Raw genomic sequence first — 5,195 nt, 5'->3', positions numbered from 1 at the left:
TTGTTTAGTGCAAAATAAAAGTTAAGAGTATTGCAACCAAAATGTTAGAAGGTTGCACAAATAGAAAAGGCTTGCCAGCCCTCTCAAAATACCCTACCGTTATTGGTGTCTAATCAACTAATGGTGGGAGGATGAAAGGATGCTAGCAATGCCTGAAATCAATCATATCAAAAAGTTAAGGAATATAAAATCCCTATCGATCAATGAAATCTCCAAACGTACTGGTTTTAGTTGGGTAACAGTTAAAAAATATGCGGATGATGATCAATTACCTACAGAAAAGATTCTTGAGAAAAAAGGCATGATGTATGAAGAAAAGTGGGGAGAAATTGTAATTGACTGGCTCGTTGAAGATTATGCCCTCAAAAAGAAATCGAGAAGAAACAATAAAAATATATTTGAAGGGTTACAGAAATTAGGGTTTACCGGTTCTTATCGAACCGTTTGTAACTTCATTAAAGAAGAATGGAAAGAAAAAGTATTAGATGAATCGGATGAATTGAAAGAGGAATATGAAAGGCTAACCCATCCTCCCGCCGAAGCCCAAATAGATTTTGGCATTACCGAGGCAATTGAAGATGGACAAGCAAAGGACATCCATGCACTAGTGATGAGTTTTCCATATAGTAACGCAGGTTTTACCGTTCCTCTGCCTGCAGAAAACCAGGAGTGCTTTTTAGAAGGTCTTAAAATACTCTTTAAACAATCGGGATTCGTTCCAAGGAAACTTCGGTTAGATAACCTTTCAGCAGCAGTAGTAAAGGCAAGGGGGCGTGGGGAAGAAACTGTTTTCAATGAAGAGTTTCTTCGCTTTGCCAGCCATTATGGATTTGAGCCGCAAGCCTGTAATGCAAGAAAAGGAAATGAAAAAGGACATGTCGAAAACAAAGTGGGATATGTACGTTATAACTTTTTCACTCCTTCTCCTGTGATCAAAGATTTAACACACTTACGTGCTTTGTTATTTGACCAGAGTAAAAGGGATCAACAACGCCTCCATTATAAGAAGGATATCTTAATTGCAGATCTGTTTGAAGAGGAAAAGAATTATGGACTAGCTTTACCTGAGTCCGAGTATCCGGTATTTAAGCAATCAATGGTAACCGCTAATAAATATGGTGAAGTAAAGGTTGATGGAGTGCTGGTCCATGTGCCTACAAGTTACCATTACGGTAAACTGCATTTGATTTTATATTGGGATCACTATAAAGTCGTCACCCGCAACGGTGAAGTGCTCTCCAAAGGACCTAGACGGTATATGAATCAAACAAGGGAAATTCCGTGGCAATCCATCTTAAAAAATTGGAAACAGAAGCCACGATCCATTGTATATTCTCGGTATTTCCCCTACCTGCCCGGCAGAATTTCTTATTACTTAAACATTGAATCAATGAAATTAAGAAAAGAACGTGTAGAGTGGTTACTAAGCTTAATTGTAAATCATGATATGCAAGAAATAGACGAACGCTTCTATGAGTTACTACCAGAAGAAAAACAGTTTGATGCGAGTCTGGATGATTCTACGAACCATCCTTATGATGTAAATTGGAGTATTTATGACTCCCTCCAGCCTACCGTTAAGGAGGGTGTATATCATGACTGATGCGATTAGAGAGAAATGTAAATTGCTTCGTTTAGCATATGTAGCCGACATGTACGAGAAGGTTCCTTTCGAGAATCCAGAACAATACTTGATAGATTTACTACAACAAGAAATAGAGTTAAGGGAAATAGCAAAAGGAGAACGCCTAATTAAAAAGGCAAAATTCATGAATGAAAAGGAACTAGATGATTATCGTTGGGGCGAACATATTCATTTCCCAACAAATCTCGACAGAGATGGTCTGGAGTCCCTTTCATTTATCAAGAGAAAAGAGAATGTCATTCTATCCGGAGCGCCAGGAACTGGGAAATCCCATTTGGCAACAGCATTGGGTCGTAAGGCTTGTAGAAACGGATATGAGGTCCGTTTCTACCGGGTAGCTGATTTAATAGACCTTTTGGAAAAGTCCTGGGCAGAAGGCCGATATCAACTATTACGTAACCGATTCAATAAAGTCGATATGATCATTCTTGATGAGATGGGATACGTGCCATTTAGTAAGGATGGAGCTGAGTTATTATTTCAATTGATTTCCGATTGGTATGAACAGAAAAGCCTTATTATTACGTCCAATTTAGAATTTAGTCAGTGGAATAAAATATTTGTGGATGCACGGCTCACCGCTGCCTTGGTGGATCGAGTGATACATCACGCACATATTTTAAGTTTTACTGGCGATAGTTACCGTGTGAAACATGCATTATCGAATCGCTAATTAGAAAGAAAGTAAGGGCTGGCAAAGTTCTAAACTTTTCATTGCATTCTTCTAAACTTTTTGCTTGCAAAATACAGTATGCAATTTAGGTTTTTTGTATAATGATATAAAGGTTAATACTCTTGTAGGAATTCAAATTAGGAGCGTGTCCAATTGAAGATGAATTAATATCATTAGAGAATCATCTAAGTATTCAGTCAAAGGGGCAGGAATTATTTTAGGGAATAAAGGCCACGTTTTGAAATGTCAAAACGGTATCCTAGTGGACATTATTGGATTTAAGAACTATGTAAATGATGGTTAAATAGTTTGGCAACTGAAAGGAATGGTATTAATGACTTGGTTTGTGTATTTTTTGAAAGATATTCAGAAGAATTTTTTCTTGTATTTAATTATTTTAGTGCTTTTAATAATCACATTTTGGTTATGGTATGGTGTTCCATTATATTTTTTCACTGAACTTTTTCCCTTAGCAAAAATTATACTGTTTCCCTTATTTTTAGGTTTCTTATTCTCATTTATTTTATTAAAGGTTAATTTAAAGGTTTCCAAAAAAATTAGTAATGAAAGTAATAAAAGTCACCTGAAACTTTTTTTGAAATTACAAATCATAACTATTTTTATAATGTCTTTGTTAGCTTTTGTGATTAATTATATATTATGGGTTATTGTATAAGAAAAAAGGACCTGGCAGGTCCTCAGATTGTTGAGAAACCCCACCCTTTTTGAAAAAAGTGGGGCTTCTCATTTGAAGGATTCATTTAAATCCTCACTCAGTTTTTCTTACATTGAAAATTCGAAATATGTTTGGGGTGCTCCGGGAGCTAAGTTAAAAAAACTTCCACCAGTATAATTAAAGATTCTGATTGGTGTATCTTCTGTGTAAGCCAATGCAAATGCAAATTCATGATTAGGTGCCCTATCGTGAGAGCCACGTAATGAGATACTATAGTTACTGTATAATGTGCCTTCGTAGTAATAGGCTATATTTGGATAACTTGCTCGGAACGGTACCCCTACGCTATGATTAACTCTCCACATAATTCTACTACTTGATACTTGATCTCTAGTAAGCCTTATACCGGATGTTGATGCTCTGTCTCGTTTAATTATTTGTGTACCTGCTTCATCAGCGTATAAGATAGATTCCCCGACAGATCGAACTTGCCTCAATTCACTTGTTCCTCCAGCCCAACCAGCATATACATCTGATCTAGTTCTGTATCTATTATTGAAAAATCCCCAACTTCTATTATCCCCACCAAGATATGTACCTAAGTCGAGTGGATGTATATTTTTCACTGTCTTTTGAGGTATGAATGTAGTATATCTGAATAATAAACTATATTTTATACTGTTTATTGAGGTCGAACTAGTTGCTTTTAAAAGATCTTCTTCATTTATAATTAAAGGAGAGGGTAAATCTTTTGATTTAAGTTCTGATTGAGTGATTTCTTTATTTGTTTCAACAGTACGAATTAGGACATGCGGTTTTAAAAACAATTCTTCTTTATCTTCTTTTGATAGTTTTAAATTATTTTCTTTAATATACGAATTAATCTCCTCTTTTTCTTGTTTAGAAATTTCTTTTTTTGCTTCTATTTTATAAGTGTAGTATTTACCGGGTTCAACATTTTCATCAAGGTATGTTAAATCTTTTGTGGACCCGATTAGTTCTTCGTCCCTATAAATATTATATAAACCGTCCTTAGTTTCTAAATGTCCCCACTCAAGTCTTACATAATCGAGACCAACATTAGAAGTTAATTTTGTGCTAATTTCTTCTCCATTATTAGTAGAATTAGTAGAAAAATTTTTTACTTCACTATTAGATGTTTTGGTTTTGAGATTACTTATATCGATTAGTTCATTATTTTTATTGTAGGAACCTATTCTATAACTATATAGGTAGTCAGATTCCAAGTTTGTGTCTTTAAAGTAAGTTTCTGTTCCACTCCAAATTAATTCTTGATCTCTATAAATTTCGAAGAAATCACCCTCTAAGTTCCACCACAATTCGATGGAATTATCAGTTTCCTTAGATTCAATTATCGGCTCACTATTAGCCTCAGCAAAAGGGCTATCTAAAAATGTGAAGAATAGTACAGCCAATGTTAAAACAGCTATAAGTTTTTTTGTTAAATTCATATCAAAGCCTCCTAAAAATATTTAGTTGAGGTCATTATAACATAATCAATCAATAATGTAACTATTTTCTATTGTTTTATCTTCCATTTCAGGAAAACGCTATACTGATATTGATTTTTATCATTATGACAAACTCATAAATTTAAAAATATTTAAAAGGTATTCTAACGAAACACGACAGCAATTGAAGAAAGACTGGACACAGCAATGAAAGAAAGGCTCGACCGTTAGAGTGTGTAACTTGCGTTATATAGAAAGCGATGAGTTTGGATGTCTAAGTGTATCTGATCGAAAAAGCATCTGAAGCTGTCATCAGGTACTCCTTGGGAAGCAGTGGGAAATTCAAGGAATCTTTCCTTGCAAGACGGAAGCAACTGGAGACGTTCAACACCTCAATTAAAAGCTGGTATTTAAAATACGTATTGGGAATCGGTTTGATCGAGGACCTACCTGAATTTATTTGTCTTGCTTTACCGCTCCTTTTAGCCGATGGATTAGGGAATGTTGTATTTGATAATCTAAAATTGAGCCACTTCTCATAGGTTCGATTACATAAAAAATGAGCCACATGATTTCCAATAATTCATAACTCTCTCTTATTATTGATAGTGACCAAACAATCAAGATAAGAGAGGTAGAAAAGGATGATCAACATGGCTCAATTTTATAATATCAAATTTATGAAAGAGGTAGAAGGACTGTCGCAAAGGCAAATAGCTAAAAAGTTAG

General features: G+C 34.9%; 3 protein-coding genes. 2 read left to right on the top strand and 1 reads right to left on the bottom strand.

The window, feature by feature from the left end:
• Positions 1 to 139 precede the first annotated feature (139 nt).
• Positions 140 to 1,603 carry an IS21 family transposase gene (istA, locus tag E2L07_RS04895; protein WP_134228856.1) on the top strand — a complete coding sequence of 488 codons (1,464 nt, stop codon included), beginning with the start codon at positions 140 to 142 and terminating at the stop codon, positions 1,601 to 1,603.
• Positions 1,596 to 2,318: an IS21-like element helper ATPase IstB gene (gene istB, locus E2L07_RS04890; protein ID WP_134228857.1), complete on the top strand. Its 723-nt coding sequence runs from the start codon at positions 1,596 to 1,598 to the stop codon at positions 2,316 to 2,318. The genes istA and istB overlap by 8 nt, the downstream gene beginning before the upstream one ends.
• Before the next feature lie 783 nt (positions 2,319 to 3,101).
• Here the strand turns inward: istB and E2L07_RS04885 are convergent.
• Positions 3,102 to 4,466 carry a fibronectin type III domain-containing protein gene (locus E2L07_RS04885; RefSeq protein ID WP_134228978.1) on the bottom strand — a complete coding sequence of 455 codons (1,365 nt, stop codon included), beginning with the start codon at positions 4,464 to 4,466 and terminating at the stop codon, positions 3,102 to 3,104.
• Between the last annotated feature and the right edge of the window lie 729 nt (positions 4,467 to 5,195).

Origin of the sequence: Halalkalibacterium halodurans, from assembly GCF_004376175.1 — a bacterium.
GTDB lineage: Bacteria > Bacillota > Bacilli > Bacillales > Bacillaceae_D > Halalkalibacterium > Halalkalibacterium halodurans.
The sequence above is the reverse complement of the archived record's forward strand: the minus strand, read 5'-3'. Positions and strand labels throughout refer to the sequence as shown.